At 70.0% G+C, this 19,226-nt stretch carries 13 protein-coding genes; 1 reads left to right on the top strand and 12 read right to left on the bottom strand.

Going from position 1 to position 19,226, the window contains the following annotated elements; all coding sequences use genetic code 11:
- Nucleotides 1-6 precede the first annotated feature (6 nt).
- The 12 genes from BCF44_RS45830 to BCF44_RS45885 form a co-directional block, all read right to left on the bottom strand.
- Entirely contained in the window at nucleotides 7-1,224 is a 1,218-nt protein-coding gene (locus tag BCF44_RS45830) for a C40 family peptidase (protein ID WP_116180847.1), read from the bottom strand.
- A gap of 9 nt (nucleotides 1,225-1,233) precedes the next feature.
- Complete coding sequence (locus tag BCF44_RS45835) at nucleotides 1,234-3,783, bottom strand: hypothetical protein (RefSeq protein WP_147328889.1); 2,550 nt, start codon at nucleotides 3,781-3,783, stop codon at nucleotides 1,234-1,236.
- 162 nt (nucleotides 3,784-3,945) lie between these two features.
- Entirely contained in the window at nucleotides 3,946-6,549 is a 2,604-nt protein-coding gene (locus BCF44_RS45840) for an ATP-binding protein (protein WP_116180849.1), read from the bottom strand.
- 10 nt (nucleotides 6,550-6,559) lie between these two features.
- The gene (locus BCF44_RS45845; RefSeq protein WP_116180850.1) at nucleotides 6,560-7,267 is read right to left on the bottom strand and encodes a hypothetical protein; all 708 of its coding nucleotides are present in this window, start codon (nucleotides 7,265-7,267) and stop codon (nucleotides 6,560-6,562) included.
- A 49-nt stretch (nucleotides 7,268-7,316) separates the two neighbouring features.
- Nucleotides 7,317-7,670, bottom strand: a complete 354-nt coding sequence (locus tag BCF44_RS45850; protein ID WP_116180851.1) for a hypothetical protein — start codon at nucleotides 7,668-7,670, stop codon at nucleotides 7,317-7,319.
- A gap of 21 nt (nucleotides 7,671-7,691) precedes the next feature.
- Entirely contained in the window at nucleotides 7,692-8,915 is a 1,224-nt protein-coding gene (locus BCF44_RS45855; RefSeq protein ID WP_116180852.1) for a conjugal transfer protein, read from the bottom strand.
- The gene (locus BCF44_RS45860) at nucleotides 8,915-9,175 is read right to left on the bottom strand and encodes a hypothetical protein (RefSeq protein WP_116180853.1); all 261 of its coding nucleotides are present in this window, start codon (nucleotides 9,173-9,175) and stop codon (nucleotides 8,915-8,917) included. Before BCF44_RS45860 ends, BCF44_RS45855 begins: the two co-directional genes overlap by 1 nt.
- 103 nt (nucleotides 9,176-9,278) lie before the next feature.
- Nucleotides 9,279-10,145: an RNA polymerase sigma factor gene (locus BCF44_RS45865; RefSeq protein WP_147328890.1), complete on the bottom strand. Its 867-nt coding sequence runs from the start codon at nucleotides 10,143-10,145 to the stop codon at nucleotides 9,279-9,281.
- Nucleotides 10,146-10,490: 345 nt separating this feature from the next.
- Nucleotides 10,491-11,201, bottom strand: coding sequence for an HNH endonuclease family protein (locus BCF44_RS45870; protein ID WP_116180855.1), 711 nt, complete (start codon nucleotides 11,199-11,201; stop codon nucleotides 10,491-10,493).
- A gap of 68 nt (nucleotides 11,202-11,269) precedes the next feature.
- Nucleotides 11,270-13,012, bottom strand: a complete 1,743-nt coding sequence (locus BCF44_RS45875; protein WP_116180856.1) for a hypothetical protein — start codon at nucleotides 13,010-13,012, stop codon at nucleotides 11,270-11,272.
- 192 nt (nucleotides 13,013-13,204) lie between these two features.
- Nucleotides 13,205-14,632: a replicative DNA helicase gene (gene dnaB / locus BCF44_RS45880; protein ID WP_116180857.1), complete on the bottom strand. Its 1,428-nt coding sequence runs from the start codon at nucleotides 14,630-14,632 to the stop codon at nucleotides 13,205-13,207.
- A 204-nt stretch (nucleotides 14,633-14,836) separates the two neighbouring features.
- Complete coding sequence (locus BCF44_RS45885; protein ID WP_116180858.1) at nucleotides 14,837-15,319, bottom strand: hypothetical protein; 483 nt, start codon at nucleotides 15,317-15,319, stop codon at nucleotides 14,837-14,839.
- A gap of 3,041 nt (nucleotides 15,320-18,360) precedes the next feature.
- Between BCF44_RS45885 and BCF44_RS45890 the strand changes: the two genes are divergently transcribed.
- Nucleotides 18,361-19,218 (top strand): ParA family protein, encoded by an 858-nt coding sequence (locus BCF44_RS45890; RefSeq protein WP_170218110.1) that lies wholly within the window; start codon nucleotides 18,361-18,363, stop codon nucleotides 19,216-19,218.
- Nucleotides 19,219-19,226: the final 8 nt, after the last annotated feature.

Below are 19,226 nucleotides of genomic sequence, written 5' to 3' on the forward strand. Positions count from 1 at the left end.
CTTCGGTCAGTGGGCGGCGGGGCGGGTCGCGCCGGCGAAGCCTTCGAAGTACACGGACCGCACGCGCACCGGGATGCCGAAGTCGGCGGCTTCGATCATCTGGTTGTTGCCCAGGTAGAGGGCGACGTGGTGGATGGTGGCGGGGTTGTGCGGGTCATACGCCCAGTACAAGAGGTCGCCTCGTTGCAGCTTGGCCAGGCCGTCGCCGGGGCCGGCGACCTGGGGACCGACGGCGAACTGGTCAACCGCGACCCGGGGCAGGGTGATGCCGGCTTGGGCGTAGGCGGCTTTGGTCAGGCCGGAGCAGTCGAAGCCGGCGGAGCTGGGCGGGCCGTTGCCGCCCCACACGTAGGGCAGGCCCTGCTGCTTGAGCGCGAAGGCGATGGCGGTCTCCACGGCCGGCCCGGCCGGGCCGCCGGCGCCAGGGTTGGTGCCATAGGCGTCGAACCGGGCCACGGCGGCCATGACCTGCGCGACGTAGGCGTTGGAGTGGTTGTACCGGTAGATGGCGGCGCGTTCCTGGTCGGGGTTGGTCAGGTCGGCCGGTTTGCCGCCGCACAGGTACACCACGGCGGCCGCGGCGGCGTCGTAGACGTTCTGCGGGTCGCGTTTGCCGTCGCCGTTGCCGTCCTGGCCGACCGAGGCCCACGTCGAGGGCATGAACTGGAAGGGGCCCTGGGCGCGTTCGCTCATCGGGGTGGTGTTGCCGCCAACGCCCGAGCCGTCCAGGACCGGGCCGACGATCGGCGGGCTGACGTCACCGTTGGGCGCCACGGTGCGGCCGCCGGCATTGTTGGACTCGACCTCGCCGATGCCCGCCAGAAGGCTCCACCGGATCGTGCAGCCGGGAGCGAGCTGGCCGGCGCGGCCGACGGCCTTGGTGATCGCGTCCAGCACGATCGGGTTCAGCCCCGGCACCGAAGACGGCACCCCGGCCGCGCTGTTCGCGCTGCTGGCGGCCCCGGCGGCCAGGGCCAGGACCGCCAGCCACGCGGCGACGATCACCACGGCGACGATGAGGATGATCACCGACGCCTTGGCTAGCAGGATGCGGCGGATCCAACGCCAGGCCAGCCGGGCAACCACCCGGGTGGCGACCTGGGTCGCGCTGCGCTGGACGGCGGCCGCCTGCCGGCCGCGGCGGCGGCCGACCAGCGCGGCCAGCGCCCGCCCGGCCCGCCCACCACGGCGGGCGGACGGGCGCGGCGGGGTGAGCACGGGCACCGCCGGGCCTTACACGTTCGGCGGGTTCAGCCGGCCACGCAGCCGAGCTCGCCGATCCCGTGAGCTGCCCCCGCCGGGGACCTGACCGCCGTTGGCCCCGCTGGAGGGACGCATACGCGTTCGGCCGGCCCGGTCGACACCGGCGGCGCTGCCGTAGGGGACGTTGTGGCCGGTCGTGACGGAGGCGGCGTTGCGCAGGATCTGGTCGGCCTCGGCGGTGGTGTGGCGGATGCCCAGCCGGGATGTGCCGTGCGGAGTGGGTCCGCCGGCCCGGGTTTCGGCGCGGGACGCGGCTTCCCGGGCGCGCTTGTCGGCCAGCTGCCGGGCCAGGCGGCTGCGGACGGCGGCGTCGGCGTGCGGGGTTTCCCGGCGCGGGACCGGTCCGGCGGCGCGGGTCGCGACCGGTCCGCGGGCGCCGGGCCGGATGCCGCCGGGGCGCAGGCCGCCGGCGCTGGTGCCCGGCCGCGGCGTGACGGTCACGCCGGCCACGCCGTCGGGGGTGCGGTAACCAGGGTTGCCCGGGCGGCGCGGGAACTTGGGCGGGTTCACACGGGCCGCGAACATGCGGTGGCGGCGGGCGGCGGCCGCACTGGCGGCCTGGCCGGCCTCGCCGGCGAGCAGGCTGCCATAGATCGCGCCGGTCTGTAGAGCCCTCGAGCTCTCGGTTTTGATCTTACGGAAGGCGGCTTTGCGGGTGTTGACCAGGCGCTGGCGCTGCTGGCGCAAGGTGGCGATGGCGGCCTTGCCCGGGGCGGTGCGGGCCAGGCGGCGCGCGCCGCGGCGGCCGAAGCGCGTGAGTCGCTTGAGCGGGCGGGTCGCCGACCGCCATTCCTGGCGGCCTTCGAACATCATGTGGCGCAGCGCCACGCCGGACGCCAGCCCGGCGCCGGCGGCCGCCCAGGGAGCCATGCCGCCCCCGCCGTAGCCGCCGTAGCCGCCCAGGCCTCCGGACATGCCGCCGCCCGAGGCGGTGCGGGCCAGTTTGCCGATCAGGCTGTGCGCGGCGCGGCCGGCCATGCGCTTGATCTTGCGGTGTAGCAGGAAGCCCAGGAGCACGACCATGTCGAACACGACGAACCGCATGATCAGCGACGAGTCGTTGCTGGCCTGGAAGATGCCGATGATCAGGCGGATGTAGACGGCCAGGCCGACCAGGGTGAGAACCACCAGCAGCACGGCGGCGGCCACGGTCACGCACCACCACCACAACACGTTGCGGCCGCCGCGCGGGGCGTAGGCCGAGACGCACGCGAACGGCGCGGCGACGACCATCCCGGCGAGGATGACCTGCGCCAACGCCAGCGAGCACGACATCAGGGCCAGCAGCACGATCAGGATCAGGGAGCCGCCGGTCACCAGCACGACGCCGATGAGGCGTTCGGGGGTGGCTTTGGCGTTGAAGTCGGCGAGGCTGCCGCAGCCGGCGTCGCGCATCCGGTCGCGAGGGCTGTTGTCGGTGCCGTGCGGCCCGCTGTCGACGATCATCTGGTACTCGGCCAGGCAGTTGTTGTCGGGGTGCTGCGGGTCGTCCAGCGACTTGCCCCAGTCCAGGATCATGTGCGGCTCGACGACCAGGGCGTAGCCCAGACCGGTGATCAGGGGGTCGGCGACCTGGTAGTCCATTACCTGCTGCTGGTTGGGGTTGTCGCTGAGCACCACCGCCGCGGTCTGCAGGGAGAAACTCTTGGCCTTGCCGAGCAGCCCGTTGTCGCCCAGCAGGGTCGCGCTGGGGTTGGCCAGGATCACCACGAACACGGCGCCGGCGATGAGCGAAGTCGCCATCTCGGTCAAGCCATGGGCCAGGCGGCCGGACAGGATCAGCGTGCCGCCGACGAACGCGGTGGCGACCATCGCGAACTGGGGCAGCCCGAGTCGGTCGACGACCAGGCCTTTCCAGGTGGCCGCCAGCGCGTTGACCGGGCCGAGCAAGAACCCGGCGATCGAGAAGCCCAGCGCCTGGTCGACCAGCCAGGTGTTCACCCCGACCAGCCAGGTGTGCAGGCTGAACGCCAGGCGGGTGAGCATGCCGAAGAACCACTCGTCGGCGGAGCCGGTGAAGATGTTGCCCGGGTCGTAGCCGATGTCGAACTTGGTGAAGTCGGCGCCGCCGGACCCGAGCAGGGTCGGCATCACGCCGCCGGAGCCCGACAGGTTGAACTCCTCACCGGGCATGTGGATGACCTCGGTGGGCAGCGTCCCCGGCGGGCTGCCCGCGGGTGGCCCGGTGGGCAGCCCGTGCAGGCACATCGGCAGGTTCTGCATCGCCGGGTCCTTGCAGATGTCCGGCGTCCCCGGCGCTGCCGGCGTCCCCGAGGCCGGCGGTGCGGCCGCAGTGGAGGTGCCCGGCACGGGGATCAGCGGGATGCCCGGCGGCGGCGCGGTGGCCACCGGCGCGGACGGTGTCGGCACGGGCAGCGGCACTGGCACGGGGTCAGCCGCGGCGGCGCCCGCGCTGGCCAGCACACCGGCGCAGACCAGGGCGAGCATGCCGGCGGCGGTCAGAACCGTCCATCGGGACTGGCGTCGAGGACCGGGCGCGGGGTGGGGGAGCAGGGCCACGGGGACTCCTTGGTCGGGCGGAGGTCTCGGTGGCCTCCGTTGCCTATAGGCGGTGGGGGAGCCGAGGCGGCGACAACGCGGCCGGATCCGGAGGGGCGTTGTCGCCGCGGCTGCCGGCGTTGTCGCCGTCCCAGTCCGGCGGGACGGGCGTTGCCGCCCTGGTCAGGCGGCGTTGTCGGCGCCGGGCACCGCCGCGGCGTGCTGGTCCTGCTCGGCGTGCTGCTCGGCCAGGTAGTGCAGCGCGGCTTCGTAGTCGGTGCGGGTGGCCATCTCGTGGGTGGCCAGCACGGAGGCGCTGATCTGGAGCATGCCGACGTTGCGGTCCAGGTCGGAGTGCAGGCACTGGCCGGCGTCCAGGCCGTCGAACAGCTCCACCAGGCCGGGCTCGGGCTGGATCCCGAACGCTTCCAACGTGCGTTCGGCGGCGCGGGTGGTCATCCGGAACAACATCCACCGGGAGAACAGGTCGATCATCTCGGGGCTGAAGGTCTCGACGGTCTGGGAGGACAGCCACACGCCGCAGTCATGCTTGGAGCCATCCCGCAGAGCGGCGCGCACCAGCGCTTGCCCTTCAGCGGAGTCGGTCAGGGCCCAGGCCTCGTCCAGCACGAGCGCGGTGAAGCGGGTGACGACGTCGAAGGCGACGTGCCGGGCGACGGCGGTCAGCAGGTACAGCAGCGCCTGGCTGTGGATCTGCTCGTCGGACAGGTGCCGGCGGGCGTACTCGCTGGCCAGGTCTTCCCGGGTGGGCAGCTGCAGCTCCGGCGCGGCGAACACCACGGCGTCGTGGGCGTCCAGGTCGGGCACGATGCCCTCGCCGAACACGATGCCGGCCAGCTCGTCGTTGCGGAGGTTGGCCATGCGCTCGCCGACCTCGCGGGCGGCAGGGTCGGTGGCGCCGGCGGCGAGCAGCTCCTCGACGACGTCGTTGATGCCGCCGCCCTGGTCGGCGACGACCTTGATGGCCCGCTTGAGGATGGTGCCGTGCAGGCTGCGCGGCTCGACGCCGGTGAGCAGGGTGAGGTAGCCGTTGGTGTAGCGCACGCCCCGGTCGTCCAGGTGCGCGAACACCCGCAGCGGGTCGAAGCACAAGCCGCTGCCGCCGGTCAGCCGCACGATCGCCGGGTTGTGCGCGACCACCTCCGCCCAGGTGGACCACTCCGCCCGCGGGGTGCGGTCCAAGATGATCAGGCGGCCGCCGCGGTCGAGGGTGTCCTCGCCCATGCGCTTCTGGGCGTAGGACTTGCCTGCGCCGGGCTCGCCGGTCAGCACGATGTTGCCGGAGCGCCGGTTGACCAGGCGGGTGCCGCGTCCCGGGTCCAGCAGAACCGGCCGCAGCACCACCCCGTCCAGGCTGAACCCGAGCAGGGCGCCGCTGGGGTCGCCCAGGTTGCTGCCGGCCAGCGGCGCGAACGCGGCCAAGTCGGCCGGCATCATCCACTGCCGGTAGGCCTTGTGCAGCCCGCCCAGCGGCTGCCCGGGCCAGAACGCCCAGTAGCACTCCTCCTGCCGGCCGACGGGCCGGGTCGCGGCGTATTCGCCGTCGGTGAGCTGGTCGGTCAGCACGCGGGCGCGGCGCTGGCACTCGTCGGGGTCTTCGGCCCAGACGGCGAACACCGCGGTCAGCTCCAGTTCGGGGGCGTTGCGGTCCTCGGCCAGCGCCAACTGCTCGGCTTCGGCGGCGTTGTGGGCCTGGTCCAGCTCGGTGGGCATGCCGTTGGGGGAGCCGGCCCACTGCTCGTGCTGGCCGACCAGGTGCTTCTGGGCGGTGGCGTTGCGGCGGGTGGCTTCGGTGTTGGGGATGGAGCAGCCGGTGACGACCCAGTCCACTGGGAACGCGACGTTCTCGGCGGCGGCGAACCATTCGCCGCCGGGGAACGGGAACTCGCCGGGCAGGGAGTGCTGGACCACGAACGCCTGGTGCCCGACCAGGTCGTGCACGGCGTCCTCGGCGTCCAGGTCTGCGCCGGGCCGGGGCGCGACCTGGACCTGCAGGTAGCGGGGCACGGTGGCGGTCTTGCGGGCCAGGTCCCGCCAGCTGGGCAGGCGGGCCGTGCCGCCTTCGCGGTAGACCGGCTCATCCAGGATGCCGGCCAGGCACACCCCGCGCAGCGGTGCGCCGGGGCCGGTGTCCGGGCCGACCACGCGGTCGCAGAACAGCTTCGGGTCCTGGTAGTCCTCCAGCAGCGGCTCGTCCAGGCCGCGGCGGGGGAAGCGGTCCATCATCCAGACCTGCTCGGCCGCGGTCAGCCGGCGCAGTGGCAGGTGCGCGCCGATCGACTCCTCCAGGCGCGCCATGGCGGCGAAGGCGTCGCTGCGGTCGGCGACGGTCACCGGCGGCGGGGTCAGGCCGAACAGGCGGCGCAGGTTCGACGCGGTCGCCGAGGCGCTGGCCGACCAGCCCTGGCCGGCCGAGGGCAGCTCGGCGGTCAGGTAGAAGCGCCGCTCGAACATCTCCACGCCGTCCAGCCGCTCCAGCAGCGCCGTGGTCTTGGTGCGCAGCTGCGGGGTCACGTCCAGGTCGACGTCGCTCAGGCTCCGCTCCAGCACGCAGGTGGCGTCGATGCGCGCGCACAGCGACAGCAGGCTCCAGTGCCGGGGCAGTCGGCTCAACGCCCGGGTGGTGGCCTGCCAGAACCGCAGCTTCTCCTGGCGGGTCAGGTACAGGTAGGTCTTGGGCGTGAGCTCCCACAGACCCCATACGGTGCCGTGCACGGTCCACAGCAGGTTGCCGGAGATGTGACGGACGGGGGCGGCGCGCAGCATGGCGTTCTCCTCAGTGGCCGGACGCCGTGCGCAGCGGCGGCTGGCCGGACTCGTGTGACGAAACCTCGGGGCCGTGACGGAACTCGCCGTTGGCCAAGGCCGTGGCGGCCCGGGTGAGTTCGGCGACCGACACGAGCCGGGGCCCCGGCGCGGTGGCGGCCGCGGGTGCGCGGCGCGGGCCCGGAGCACTGGCCCGGTGCGGTGCGCCCGCCGGGGCCGCGGCGGACGACGTTGTCGCGGTCGGCGTTGTGGCGGGAGCGGCGGGCGATCCGGGCCAGCGGGTGGCGGCCGCCGCGTCGGCGACGCGGGCGAGCTCGTCGATGTCGATCAGGACGCTGTAGAACGCCGGGGCCCGGTGCGCGCGGGGCAGGGTCAGGGTGCGGCCGTTTACCCGGCCGCTGATCGGGGCGGTGGCCAGCGACAGCAGGCCGGCGGCGACGGCGGCTGGACCGGTGCCGTCGGTGCGCAGGTAGCGGGTGGCCACGCCGACCGCCACCGGCAGGCCGAGGATGAGCAGGATCTGCAGGGACCACGGCATCCCGCCGGCCCAGTAGGCCCGGGTCTGGATCAGCAGCGCCAAGGTGCCCACGCCGGTCACGAACTGCGCGGCCTGCAGGGCGACCGGCAGCTGGTAGCCCATGACCCACCGGACCCACTGGGTGAACCGGCGGGCGCGGGTGTAGGTGCGGCGGACGATCACCTCGTCCTCGGCGCTCACCGGCCTCGCCTCCGGCCCGGGCGTGGTCGGCTGGCCGGCGCGGGCCGGCTCACGTCGCGTCCCGCGTCGAGCTCGAGGTGGCGGTGGTCGTGGCGCCGGCCGGCGTGGGCGGCCGCAGCCGGACCACGCTGTCGGCGGTGATCGGCTCCCGGTCGCGGACCCAGGCTGGCGCTGGGGCGCTGCTGAGTTTCTGGGCGTCCTTGTTGAACAGGTTGCTCGCCCAGCTGATGTTGCCGATCGCCCAGTTGACGAACCAGACCGCGGCGATGACGCCGATCATCGGCACCAGCGCGAAACTCGTCTTGAAGGCGACTTTGATGACGGTGAACAGGCAGATCAGGATCAGCAGGGCGCGGCCGATGTCTTCGAGGGTGCTGATGAGCGTTCGTGCGGCGTCGAGCATCGGATGTCCTTTCCCGAGGGCCTAGCGGGTCGTGGCCGACGGGCTGGGCGGTGTGGTGCTGGTCGAGCTGGTGGTCGGGGCCGACGGGCTGCTCGTCGCGGGCGCGGTCGACGTGCCGGGCGTGGAGGTGGCCGCAGGGGCCATGGGCGGCGCGGCGGTGACGCCGGTGACCGTCCACTGCCCGGCGCGCACCACCATCAGCAGCGGGTAGGACAAGGTCTGGACGACGCCGGCGGTGTCCACGCCGCGCGCGGTGACCAGCACCGTCAGCTGGCTGCCGTCGGCCGGCGGACTGGTGCCTTGGGCGGCCTGGATCTGGTTCGGGTCGCCGGTGGCGGTGATCGCGGTGACGTCGACGTGGGTCATCACCGGCGCCGGCAGGGACGTGCAGGTCGGGCAGTAGCGGGCCAGTTCGCCGTCGCCGGCCAGGTAGGCCGACAGGTAGCGGGCGATGGTGTCGCCGGCGGCGGAGGTGACCGTCACGGTCTGGCCGGGCGCGGCGCCGGCCAGACCGTAGGTGCCCGGCCCGGCCACCAGCGCCGGGGCGGTGACCGCGCTGTAGCCGGGGGAGGAGGTTCCGGCCGGGCAGGCCGGGCCGCTGGCGACACCGCAGGAGGCCACCGGGATCTGGTAGTAGCGCAGTCCGAGCTGGGTCAGGCTGCCGTCGCCCTTGACCGCGGCCACGGTGGCGGCCACCGTCACCGACCAGTAGCCGGGGGTGGCGGCGCCGCCCGGGCCGGGCACCGGCTGCACCGACACCGGGGTGGTGCCGGTGGCCACCAGCGCGCCGGGCACGACCGCGGTCAGGTCCGGCACGGCGGGCATGAACCGGGCCAGGGTGCGTTCGGTGCCGCGGCCGGCCGGCAGCCACGCCTGCAGGAACAGCGCGCCGAACGCGCCGGCCCCGGGATCGGCGACGGCGGTGGTCTTGGTGGCGCTGGTCGGCGTGGCCGTGGCCGGCCGCATCACCTGCAGGATCGCCAGCAGGCCGCCGCCGGCCGCGACGGCCAGCAGCAGCCACAGCAGCGTGGCCAGGGCGCGGGTGCGCAGCGGCTGCCGCTGGCCCCACCGCTCGCGGCGGGCCGATCCGGTGGTGGCGCCGCCGTTGCCGGGGCCGAACAGCAACCGCCGCCATCCACTGCGCTGAGGTTCGGCGTCGGTGATCTGCGTCTGCGGGTCGGGACGTACCGGGGCGTAGAAGGCCGGGCCGGGCGGGGTTGGGCGGCGGCCGAGCTTGAGCGGCATCAGGCGGCCCTCCGGGATTCTCGGACGGCGGCCGGCGGCGGCTGGCGGCGGGCGACCTGCTCGGCGGCGTCGACCGCGATCCAGGCGTTGTGGTCCAGCTCGGCGGCCAGTTCGCCGAGCAGGCCGCGGTCCAGCACGCTGGGCTTGGCCAGCAACTGCGCCATCAGGTCGGCCAGTCGGCGTTCGCCCTCGGCGGCGCGGGCGCGCAGCTCGTCGAGCTCGGGGTCGGGCGTCGCGGTGACGCCGTGGTGTGCGGGCACGGCCGCCTCCTTCCGGGTGGTCTGTCCGTTGCCTATAGGCGGCTGTCGGCGACCGTCGGCGACAACGACGGCGCGGGAAGTTGGTGGTGTGGCCAGACGGGTCTCAGCTGGCCTGGGCCCAGTCGCCCACGGCGACGACCAGGCGGGCTTCGGCGCGCTGGCAGCGCCGCTGCAAGGAACGGCGGGTCATGCCGGTCGCGGCGGCCAGCTCGTCGTCGGAGAAGCCGAGCAGCCGGCGAGCGCGAACGAGTTCGGCGTCTTCGGCCGAGAGCGCTCCGGAGGTGACGACCCACTCGAACAGCTCGCGGACTTCAGCGTCGCCGGCGGGGTCGGCCGTGGGGTCGGTGACCGTGCTGGCCCGCGTGCGGCGGGCGAGGCTGTCCGCGCCGGCGGCGTCGTCCGAGCTGTCGTGGTCGGTGACCACGTCCAGGCTGGCCCGGCTCGCGCCGACGTCGGGCAGGTCGCGCTGGCGCAGCAGCCGTTCCCGAACGTCGCGGGCAGAGCTGCGCAGCAGATTCGCGGCCACAGCCCGGGTGCCTCGCCAGGTGCGGATGCGCACGGCGAGCTCGGCGGCCAGGGCCTGCTCGACCTCGTCGCCGTAGCACCAGGGGTCGCCCATCTCCAGATCGGCCAGCCGCCGACGCCAGGCCGCCAGGCCGGTGGCCATCAGCGCGAGCAGCACGCGGGCAGCCAGCGCGTCGCCGGCGCCGTAGATGGAGGCCAGCCGGGCCAGCGCCAGCAGGATCTCGTCGACGCGGTCGGCGTCCTTGCCGTGGTGGACGCTGTCGCGGAGCTCGGCGAACGTCGCGATGCCGACCAAGGCGGGCTCGTCGGTGCCCCAGCCGCGCAGGGCCAGCAACGCCTGCGGCGTCGCGTCCAGCGAGTGCAGGTCGTCGAGCAGCGCCGAGGCAAGGGTCCACCGGGCCGCCATGGTGCGGCCGGGCGTCAAGGAAGTGCTGGGTGTTGCCATCGTGACCACCTGGTTCCGTGGTGCGGGATCCGGTGGCGTTCACGCTGCTCAGCGAGGTTTGTGGAACCGTTGGCGTGCGTTGTCGCCCAGCTCAGAGGGGATGTTCGGCGAGACGTTGTCGTCGGTCTTCACGCCGTTGCCACGGCCGGCCGGGGTGCTGTGAGCTGCGAGGCAACCTCGCCGGTGGGTGCGCGGCAAGCGTCGACGGAGGCCGGCGTCCGGAGCGTTCCGGCCCAGATCGCTCTCGTGCCGGTAGCAAAACGTGCGTTTTACTCCCGCCGGTCGCAGCGGGCCTTCGAGGGGAGACGGCCCTGCCGGGCTGGTGCTCGTGGGCGCGGGCGGGAGTCAGCCGGCCAGCTCGTCGTCCGGCAACAGCGTGCCCTGGCCGATCTGGTCGAAGCCGGCCTGGCGCGCCTTGGCTACCGCGGCGCGCTGGAGGTCGAGGTCGGCACTGTCAGGGAGCAGCAAGGTCTGGTAGTCGTCGGCACCGGCGGCCCTCAGGGCCTCGCGGATGTCGGCGGCACGCCGGCCAGGCCCACGCGGATCGTTCATCGGACCGCGCCACTCGAACTCTCGGAGCCGGAAGTCCCAGTAGTTGTCCGCTTTGGTGCCGACCGACAGGTGATGCGGGTTGGCGCAGGACCGTTCATCGCAGCTGTGGCGCAGCACCTGGCCCGGGGTGAGATCGGCGTTGCCGGCCAGCAGCCAGGAAACGTGGTGGGCATAGGCCACCCACTCGACGAGCTTGCCGGTGACCGGGTGCTTGTCGTACTTGATGTGGAGGTTGCCGTAGCCGGCGCCGCTGCGACCGTCGGCGCTGGCTCCATTGAGCGAGCTCACCCACAACCAGCACTCGGAGTCGTCGCCGTTGGCGGTCCACACCTTCGACCAGAACCGCCAGGCGATGGCGGGGTTGGCGGCCAGCTCGGCGGCCAGGTCTCGCACCAGGTACAGCCCGACCGACCGCGGTGCCGCCGGCTCAACGGTGGCGGCCGGAACCGGCAGCTCCAGCAGCGGCAGCTGATCGGGATCCTGACCATGGTGTGAGCTGCCCACCAGACCAGCATGGCGGCTGACCCTGACAATTTGAGGTCGCTGTGGCATCCGGCCGAGCTCGTTGGTGGTCACGCGACCTCCTCATCGTCCAGGTCGCCCTCGTCGTCATCGTGGATCGTGGCCCACCACGGCTGGCGATCGACAACCTCGTCGTCGGTCTCGACAACCTCGTGCTCGACGACGAGGTTGTCGTCCACTGCGGCGGTGTAGCAGGCGGTGCAGACGGCGCTGCCGCTCGGCAGCTCCGGGCGTTGCTGCACGGTGTCGTCCTCCTCGCCGCACGCCACGCACGACAACTCCTCCGCGGCGGGGCCCGGCCGGGGGTCTGGAGGCAGTGTTAGCACTGTGTCAGTGGCGTTGTTGCGCTGGTCAGGGCGGCACAACGCCACCACAGCGGCGGCCAGAGTGGGTGCCTGGACCACCGCGTCGACGGCGTCGGAGGAGAGTTCCTTCGGCTCCAGGCCCGCATCGGCCAGGAGCCGCAACGCCGCTTCACGCACGACCCCCTCGCCCCGAGTGCTAACACTGGGTTCGACCCCCGCCACCGCCTCGCGGAGCATCGAGCTGACCGTGTGCGCCAGCCCAGTCGGGTTGGGGGTGTCGACCAGGGCGGCCGTGGGCCGGCGCCAGACGGTAGCCAGGCTGAGCTCGGCCATCGCTGCCAGCAACGCCGGGCTGAGCTCAGCCAGCACGGTCGCCTGCCAGTCGGCCGCGGCGTCGCGGGTGGCAGACGATTCCTGGGCGGCGACGCGGCTGGCTTCTTGGAGCGCCTGGTCCCGGAGCCGGCGGTGGCGGGGGCTCTCGGCGCAGTCCATCAACCGGCTGACGCGGTAGGCCAGGAACCCTGCCGCGCTGTCCACCACAGCGGGCAGGGCGTGGGTGATCCGGTCGAGGATCTCCTTCCGGCGGAACTCCTCGGCCAGAGCCGTGCACAGCGAGGCGACTTGGCGCTGGCGGCCGCGGCTGCCCGGCGTGGTGCGCAGCTGCTGGGGCAGGCGGTTGAGGATCCAGTCCAGGTCGGCGGGGCTGACCCGGCGGACGTTGTCGCCGGCGTTGTCGAGGTTGTCGTGGGGCGTTGCCGCCCCCCTCGTCTGGGGGCTGGAGGCAGTGTTAGCAGCCGGTGCGCTGGAAGGTGGGAGGGGTGCCTTCGGCACATAAGAAGAGGGGGCGCGCTCGGAAACCCCACCCCTACCCGGTGAGTTTTGAGGGACGTTGTGACCCTCGTGAGCAGCTGAATCGGGCCTCCGAAGATCGGCATGGAGATCGTCTTCGGGTTGGTCGACAACGTCTGGCCCCCCAGTGCTAACACTGGGTTCGGGCGTGGCGTTGTCGATGTTGTCGCCGCGGGGCTGGTCGGTGACCGGTGGGGTCCAGCGGCCTTCGCGCTGCAGCCGCAGCAGGACGTCGCTAGCGAACCGCGCGGGGATGCCGATGGTGCTCATCCGGCCGCGGCCGCGGCCTGGCCGGTACAGCAGCACGCCGGCGGTGACGAGTTCGGCCAGGTCGGCGCCGAGCTTGCGGGCCGCGCCGGGGCCCAGCCCGGCCTCGTGCGCGAGCTGGCCCAGCGACACCTCGTCGACCAGGCGGGAGTAGTGGACGGTCAAGTGGACGGCGGTGTTGAACACCCGCATTAGGCGCGGCCGTAGCCCGGCCCTGCTGGCCGCCGTGCTCATGCGGCGCGCCAACTTGCTGTTCTCCAGTCCGCGCAGCACGCGCCCGTCCGGGAGCAGCTCTAGCTGCTCGCCGGCGGACGCCAGCGCGAGTTCGAGCGCGTCCCGGTCGAGCCCGGGCTCGCGTGCGTTGAACGTCACCAGTGTCAGCCCGGGGGGCTGAGCAGGTGACAAGGATCCTGTGGTCTTGGACATGAGCGCATGTCCGGCTACCCTGGTTGCCAGTGATTTTGGGTATAGCCAACCTACGTAGCGACCCGGAGCCGGCAAGCGCGCGTCGTTACGGAAGGTGGGGCAACTGAGGACGGCGTCCTGGTGCAGTTAGCAGCTGCGTCAGGACGCCATCCTGTTTAGGGCGTGCTCCGGCGAACCTCCCCTCGTGTGCGTAGCGGAACCCGTGTGCCCGGGGTGGGGTGACGGGTAGTCGGAGGCCAGGTCGGCGAAGCGGCTGTAGTGCAGCTGGTGTGCGACCGTGATCGTCGCGGTGGGGCCGCCTCGGTGCTTGGCCAAGATCAGGTCAGCCTCGCCGGCGCGGGGGTCGTCGCGCTCGTAGGCGTCAGGCCGGTTGACCAGGATTACCAGGTCGCTGTCCTGCTCGATCGATCCGCTTTCGCGTAGATCGGACAGCATCGGCCGCTTGTCCACGCGCTGCTCGGGGCCGCGGTTGAGCTGGCTGATCGCGATGACCGGGACCTCCAGCTCCTTGGCTAGGAGCTTCAGGTTCCGGGAGAACTCGGAGACCTCCTGCTGGCGGGACTCCACCCGCTTGCCGGACGTCATCAGCTGCATGTAGTCGACCACCACGAGCCGAAGGTCGTGGCGTTGCTTGAGCCGGCGGGCCTTGGCCCGGATTTCCATCATCGTCAGGTTCGGCGAGTCGTCGATGAACAGCGGTGCCTCGCTGATCTCGGTGATCCGCCGGGCAAGCCGGGTCCAGTGCTCGTCGGTCATGCTGCCGCTGCGCATGTCCGCCATGCGGATCTCCGCCTCGGCTGACAGCATGCGCGAAACGATCTCGGTCTTGCTCATCTCCAGCGAGAAGATCACGCTGGTCCATCCGTGCTTGATCGAGCAAGAGCGCGCGACGTCGAGGCCGAGGGTCGACTTCCCGTGGCCGGGCCGGCCAGCGACAGTGATCATCTGTCCTGGTTGCAGGCCGTTGGTGAGGCGGTCCAGGTCCACGAAGCCGGTCGGGATGCCGATGGCGCCGCCACCACTGCTGGCGATGGCCTCGAGCTCCAGGAGCGTCGGCTCGAGAAGCTCGTCCAGCGCTTGGTAGTCGGCCCGGGTGCGCCGCTCGGTGATGCTGTAGACCTCGGCTTGAGCCAGGTCGACCACTTCGTCGATCTCGGCGTGGTTGGCCTGGTAACCCATCTGGACTATGCGCGTGCCGGCCTCGATCAGCCGGCGCAGCACAGCCTTCTCGGCCACGATCGCGGCGTAGTACCCAGCGTTTGCCGCCGTGGGCACCATGGCGATCAGCGTGTGGAGGTAAGGCGCTCCGCCGACCCTCTGCAGAACGCCTGCCCGACCGAGCTCGGAGGCGACCATCACGGGGTCTGCCGGCTCTCCGCGGCCGTAGAGGCCGAGGATGCAGTCGAAGATGGTCTGGTGGGCGGGCCTGTAGAAGTCGCCGATCTGGACGGCGTCGATGACGTCCGCAATTGCGTCCTTGGACAGGAGCATCGCACCGAGGACAGACTGTTCAGCCTGTTCGTCGTGTGGAGGTAGTGGTCCTGCCCAGGCTTGGGCCGTGGTCATCGCAGGCGCCGGCTCGGCACGACACACCACAAGATCGTCAGCCGATCGTGCGCCGTACGCGCTATCATGGGGTGGTCCGCGCAAGCGTGGGCCACCCTGCAGGTGGTAGACATGTGAGGTCTCCAGCAGGTGAGATCGGAGGCAGGCCGGCAGCCTCACTCCGACTGGCAGAACCCGTCCCGGGCCAACGGGGCGGGTTTTGTGTTATTTGCTGACGATCATCGTGTGGTATTTGTCGACGTACTCCCACCCTTCTGTCGTCAGCGTGTAAAGCCGGTTCTTACGACCGCTATCCCCGTTCGCGGAATCGGTGTCAACGAACCCCGCCTGGAGTGCGTTCTTCATCAGCCGGTCGGTGTTTTGCCAGCTCAGCTGCAGTACCGCGGCCACTTCCTGTGGCCTTCCGGTACCTCCCCAGTCGGCAAGCAACCACAAGGCACTTTCAGTAGTCCGCGGCAGTCTGTCAGGCGAGCGCCGCATTCTTTGTGCGAAGCTCGGCTGTTGAGCCGCGATCTGCTCGACCTCTAACGCGTCGACGTGTCGCGGTGCAACCTGGGTTAGGCGCCCCGCGAGGATCATCGCGCACAGATCGGCCTGCGAGACGGTCAAGCGGCGAGCGGCCTCGGCGAACGGCATCCGGCTGCTGCCCAAATCCAACGACTGCTGGAGCGGGGCCACTGCCGTCATCTCGTCCTCCTCTGCTCGATCGGGTCAAGGTCAGGTCTACACCTGCAAGCCGTCGATGCCTCCGATTTCGGAGGTTCGGCGTGTCGCTTGCCGGACACTACGAGATCAGCCCGAGTTGATCAACACCAGGGGTGGATTGGTTCGACGCACTTCGGACTGGTGGCTTACTACGTCGCAAACGCCCCCAGCATTCATCCGCTGAGACTGGATGATCTACGACATAGGCGGTCAGTCCGACTAGTTACGTCACGGTGACGAAAAATAACAGCAGGTCAGAAGGGGTGTCGAAATTATGTCTGATATGTACGGGTTTGGTCGCTGTCTTGGCAGCGTGTATCCGCCCCACGAGCGGAGGGGCTAGGAGCTGCTCTGACTTGGGGCATCGGACGTGGCAGGCGGCGCTTCGGATCGCATGCCGACGTCGGTAGGAGACGTCATCGTTTGCGGAGACCAGGTCTCGCCGGTTACCCGCGTGGAGGGTTCTCAAGGAAAAGTAGGACCATCACGAAGGCCGAGGTGTCGCGTGGCCAGGAAGGGTTTTGCATTCAGCGTCGTTTCACTCTGACAATGCGGGCGCTTGTCCTGGTGCTGACACGGATGGCGGAGGTAGTCGACAGGGCGCCGTGATCGAACGTCGTCCGAGCTGGCTGGCTGCTGACGGGACGTTCCTCGAGTGCTGCTGGCTCCGGTCGATCGCACCAGGTTCGGCCGGAGCCTGGCGACATCGACGCATGGCGAGCCAGTCCGATCGACTGAGCAGAGGCAAAGGCAGTTCGGAGCGCCGAGCCGGCCCGATAGGCGGGGTAGCACCGGTTTAGCCAAGGCTGCGCGGCACCCGCGACCAAGTACCCATCGTGCACCCCTCTCCTGTCGCGCTGGGCGCCGCTGCGGCCTGCTTCTGCACCTGGTTGGGCTCCGGCGTCCACACGGGCGTGGTGAATGGCTGTAAGGGACTGCATGGTGCCCTGGTCAGGCTTTCCACCCGCGCGGTCCGGACACCTCTCGCTCGACGTTAGTCCGACCAGTCGTCTGAGCGTCCGCAACTGCGCCTTGTTCAAACAGATCGGTTGTAACCTCCGCCCAGTCGAAACGTGACCTGCTAGCCCCTGCCTGACTACATACGCCAGGTCATCCGCCCAGCATGTCAGCCTTGACGCCCGAGCTGACGTGCAGCCGCAGCTTGGCGGAGAGTCATATTCCAGGATGGCCTAGTAGTGGAGGCGCTCTAGCCAAGCCCATCCCCCCAACCTGCTTCGCTTCTCATCGCTGCCGCACCGCTGCGAAGTGGGCGGCGGTGGGTTCGAACGTGCTCGGGCACCATCAAGGGCCCGTACGCGGATCCGGATGCAGAGGTCGGCGATCACGGCAAGCCCGCAGGTTGATGGCGGCAGTTCGGAGCCCTGCGCGTAGGTGCGGTGCCAGGGAGCGCGGTTACCCCGTCGGGTCCGCAGTGACCTGCCGTGCCGATGGTCGAATTGCATGTTGCCGTGTCGGTTAAGCCGTTCACCCAAGGCCCGTTGCCTGACGCAAGTGGGCTCAAAATTTTGCCGGGAGTAGTGTTGTAGGCATCAAGGCCCGGCTTGTAGGCGGCTGAGGAGGTGATCATGCGAGCTCTAGATGGAAGACGACTGTTGACTTCCGGCGACTTTGCGGACCTCTGCCTGGCCGGCGGCTGGCTCTTGGGTGATCACCCTCGAGAGGCAATGGAACCTAGTCTGAGTGCCTCTACCGCCCTGAATAGCGGGGAATGCCTTGCCGCTTCATCGGTTGGTCCACGGTCTCGTTGGTCAGTCGGTACACAATTGCGTTCAGATACCAGCGGCCGGGTGAACCGGTGGACCGTGTTGTCGGCCCAGTTGTGTGGCGAATTGTTCGCCGACTCGGAGGCCCTCTGGCCTAGCGGGTGGCGCGCCCACTTGTCAGCCGACATGTCACCAGGAGCCGCCATCCGAGCACGTGCACGAGCGTGGGCTGCAGCCTGCAGCGTACCCCGGGGTGAAGAGCGCACCTGTCGGTCTAGCATGTTCGCAAGCGGAGCGGTACAGCTCCGATCAAACTTCCGACCTGCACGAACAGCTGCAAACTTGTCGGAGTACCTACCTGACGACCTGCCTGACTGGTTGCCTTACCTCCTGCCTGACGTACTACCAAACGACCTGTCTAACAAGTTGCCGGACATGGTGTCGGTGTCCTTGCCTGAGTCAGGACCTGCAGCTATGTGGAAACGTCACCATGACACTATGGCAAGCTGGCAGCCAAACCGAATGCGGACGGTGTCATCAGTAAGGTCAGGTAGGTGCCGGTTGGCTGGTCACCGCACGTTGCCGCCAACAGACGCAGGAACCCCACCGCAAGCCAAAGGGTGGAGTAAGTTGGCGGGCGGAACGCGTACTGTCTGGCGCATTACAGCGCTAACGGCCGAACCAATAATTGTGGTAAGTGGCACGCAGCGCTGTTCGCTCGCCATTTACCAAGGGGGCTTGTGCACCAGGCCGCTCAAGATGTTCACAGCTGCTCGATACATAAAACCACCTAGTTTTTCGCCTACGGCCCCGCGTGCAGCTGCATGCGCTGGTGAACCATGCGACTTCGAAGCCGGCAGGTGCATGTCGTCACGTGCCCGGTTGTCTAGACTGCGGTGTCGGACACTGCGTAGGCAGGTATAGATTGCAGCCTAGGAAGCCCCGTGTAGCTACCGGGGTAGACTCCCATTGGCGCACAGTTCCATGGTCCGACATGCCCATATACGCGCTCTCCGATTTGCACGCATGGGTACTGCTGGATGCACGTTTCGGTGCACATCTAACTGCGGCAGTTGGTGGCAGGCTCGGTCGGGCGGCTAGGTAGGGCTGTGGTACGATCTGGCCTCGGCAGGCCGGTCTACCCGGGCCTGTAGACGGCGACGTGCATCCTGGCGCGCTGCCTTCCTCAGCCGGAGGTCACTAGTGTCCCTGGACACCGAGTACGTTTGGCCGCCAACGTGGCTGTCTCCAAAGGCGCACAGCTGGTTGCCAGTCGACTGGCTCGACCAGATTCAGAGAGTGGTCGCGCTCATCAACGGCAAGGGCGGCGTCGGCAAGACCACCGTCAGCGCCAACATGGCAGGGCTGGCGGCTGCGAACGGGCAGCACGCGCTGCTCATTGACGCCAACGCTCAGGGCAACATCGCTCGCGAGCTCGGGTATCGGAAGAGCGCGATCGACGACAAGGGCGAGGCGTTCTACGAGTCGATCCGCCGCGGCCGGCCGCTCGAACCTGCGCGAGACGTACGTCCGGGGCTGGATGTGGTTGTTGGAGGCTCCGAGCTCGAAGGCCTTGGCAGCCTGCTCAACTCGATGGTGGGGGTCGTTGGGCCTGCCGCGAACCTCGCGCTCGCGCGGTGCCTTGTGCCGATCGCGCCCGACTACGACCTCATTGTGATTGACTCGCCGCCGGAGAATGCGCCTGTTGAACGGCTCGTGCTGACCACCTCGCGGTACCTCATCGTGCCAACTAAGTCCGATGACGCGAGCCTGGATGGCCTCGGCATGGTCGCGGATAGGTTCACGGATGCCAAGGCGCTCAACCCTGACCTTGAGATCCTGGGCGTGCTGCTGTTCGCTACTGGACGAGGGTCAAGCGCGATCCGTAGGGACGTAGCCACACGGGTGAAGGCGATGCTAGGTGACGTTGCACCACTCTTCGATCGGGTGGTTGGGCACGCCGAGAAGATCGCCAAAGAAGCTCGAACCAAGGGCAAGCTGGTCTTCGAGCTTGAGGAGCATCGTCTAGATCGTCTCCGGAACCCGGACGATCCCAACCGTAGGAAGACGCCGATCGAAGAGCTGGCGGAAGACTACGACGGCATCTATGCCCAGTTTTGCCAGATGCTAGCCGAACACGAATCAACCGCTGCGTAGGAGATCCA

Origin of the sequence: Kutzneria buriramensis (genome assembly GCF_003387475.1) — a bacterium.
In the GTDB taxonomy this organism is placed as follows: Bacteria; Actinomycetota; Actinomycetes; order Mycobacteriales; family Pseudonocardiaceae; genus Kutzneria; species Kutzneria buriramensis.

Coding starts and splice junctions, on each gene's coding strand:
- BCF44_RS45865 (WP_147328890.1), bottom strand. CDS start 10,145: ATGGCAACACCCAGCACTTCCTTGACGCCCGGCCGCACCATGGCGGCC.
- BCF44_RS45850 (WP_116180851.1), bottom strand. CDS start 7,670: ATGCTCGACGCCGCACGAACGCTCATCAGCACCCTCGAAGACATCGGC.
- BCF44_RS45885 (WP_116180858.1), bottom strand. CDS start 15,319: ATGACGGCAGTGGCCCCGCTCCAGCAGTCGTTGGATTTGGGCAGCAGC.
- dnaB (WP_116180857.1), bottom strand. CDS start 14,632: ATGACCACGGCCCAAGCCTGGGCAGGACCACTACCTCCACACGACGAA.
- BCF44_RS45855 (WP_116180852.1), bottom strand. CDS start 8,915: ATGCCGCTCAAGCTCGGCCGCCGCCCAACCCCGCCCGGCCCGGCCTTC.
- BCF44_RS45840 (WP_116180849.1), bottom strand. CDS start 6,549: ATGCTGCGCGCCGCCCCCGTCCGTCACATCTCCGGCAACCTGCTGTGG.